Origin of the sequence: Caloranaerobacter longqiensis, from assembly GCF_050286925.1 — a bacterium.
Classification (GTDB): Bacteria; Bacillota; Clostridia; order Tissierellales; family Thermohalobacteraceae; genus Caloranaerobacter.
The window spans coordinates 1-1169 of the sequence record NZ_JBFWFX010000059.1 but is presented as its reverse complement, the minus strand read 5'-3'; the positions used below and the strand labels follow the sequence as shown (position 1 = coordinate 1169).

At 28.4% G+C, this 1169-nt stretch carries 4 protein-coding genes; all 4 read right to left on the bottom strand.

The window, feature by feature from the left end; translation table 11 throughout:
- Positions 1–110: 110 nt before the first annotated feature.
- Positions 111–260, bottom strand: a complete 150-nt coding sequence (locus AB4Y15_RS14070) for a hypothetical protein (protein WP_427340959.1) — start codon at positions 258–260, stop codon at positions 111–113.
- Positions 260–622 carry a hypothetical protein gene (locus AB4Y15_RS14065; protein ID WP_427340958.1) on the bottom strand — a complete coding sequence of 121 codons (363 nt, stop codon included), beginning with the start codon at positions 620–622 and terminating at the stop codon, positions 260–262. The genes AB4Y15_RS14070 and AB4Y15_RS14065 overlap by 1 nt, the downstream gene beginning before the upstream one ends.
- 18 nt (positions 623–640) lie before the next feature.
- Positions 641–934, bottom strand: coding sequence for a hypothetical protein (locus tag AB4Y15_RS14060; protein ID WP_427340957.1), 294 nt, complete (start codon positions 932–934; stop codon positions 641–643).
- A 47-nt stretch (positions 935–981) separates the two neighbouring features.
- A partial coding sequence (locus AB4Y15_RS14055) for a hypothetical protein (RefSeq protein ID WP_427340956.1) occupies positions 982–1169 on the bottom strand: 188 nt, incomplete at its 5' end.

The following is a 1169-nucleotide window of genomic DNA, read 5'->3' as shown; positions in this document are numbered from 1 at the left end:
TCCTGTATAGTTTTCATTTAATACATTTATCCAATATCTACCTTCTTCTTCATCAATAATAATCTGTATATTTTCTTCTTTAACACCTGTTTTATTTTTTATTATTTGTTTTAAAAGTTCTTCCACGCTAATACCTCCCATGTTGAAACTTCTTCAGACTTATCAGCAATTTTTTTAAGCAATTTATATTCTTCTTCCGTTAATTCCATCTCGAATACTGTTGAATCATCACAACCATGTAAAGATATTTTATATTTCATCACTCAACCCCCTTTGCTTTTTCTAATAATTCAACTAATCTAATAAATAACATATGTTTTTTCTCTGGGTTTTCAATTTTCCCTTTTTTAATATTTTTGCAATAAATACAATGTTCTTTATCATGATATTTATTTAAAGCACTATATTCAAAAGGTCCTCTTAATTCTTTCTGAAAATCTTTTAATAATTCCACTAACTCACGATTTAATGTTGTTAACTTTTTATTCTCTTTTTCTAATTCTTCTATTCTTCGTTTTAATTCTTCTATTTCAATCATTTCAGCTTCTTGTTGCATTTCATACTCGGCTTTTGCTTCTGCATTCAAATATTCTTGATATTGTTCTTCACATTCAAAACACATATTTATCCCTCACTTTCGTTAAATCTTATTTAATGCTAATTTTATAGCTTCTATTAACTTATCTTCATTTGCTTCACTACCTGCACATATAATTCCGTCATATGGATTAACTATTCCAGCAGGAAATCCATTATATTCTATATACATATGAAAGGGTTCAAGGTCTAATCCATTATAATTTTGAATGGTATCATGCCCATTGACTACTATTTTCCATTTATCGTCTATCTGATGTTCCCAAATAGTGTCTTTTATAGGTGATATTCCTAACTTATTTGCTAATTTTGAAACATAAACAAACAACTCTAACATTATTTATCTCCTCCTTTCTTCTGCCTCATCAAACCAAAGCCTTTCTGTTAAAACAAACTTAACTGCTCTGGCACTACTTCAACCTTTTTCTTTGGTTTCTTTTTAGCTGGTTTGCATTTAGCTATTTTAAGCCATTTCATAATTACTACAATTACCTCATTCTGACTTTTATAAACATTATTACTCAATGGTATGCTCCTAGAGCTAGTTGGAAGTGATATATACATACTATATA

What these genes read in the sequence shown, in the direction of transcription:
- AB4Y15_RS14070 (WP_427340959.1), bottom strand. Translation starts at nt 260, where the DNA reads ATGAAATATAAAATATCTTTACATGGTTGTGATGATTCAACAGTATTC.
- AB4Y15_RS14065 (WP_427340958.1), bottom strand. Translation starts at nt 622, where the DNA reads ATGTGTTTTGAATGTGAAGAACAATATCAAGAATATTTGAATGCAGAA.
- AB4Y15_RS14060 (WP_427340957.1), bottom strand. Translation starts at nt 934, where the DNA reads ATGTTAGAGTTGTTTGTTTATGTTTCAAAATTAGCAAATAAGTTAGGA.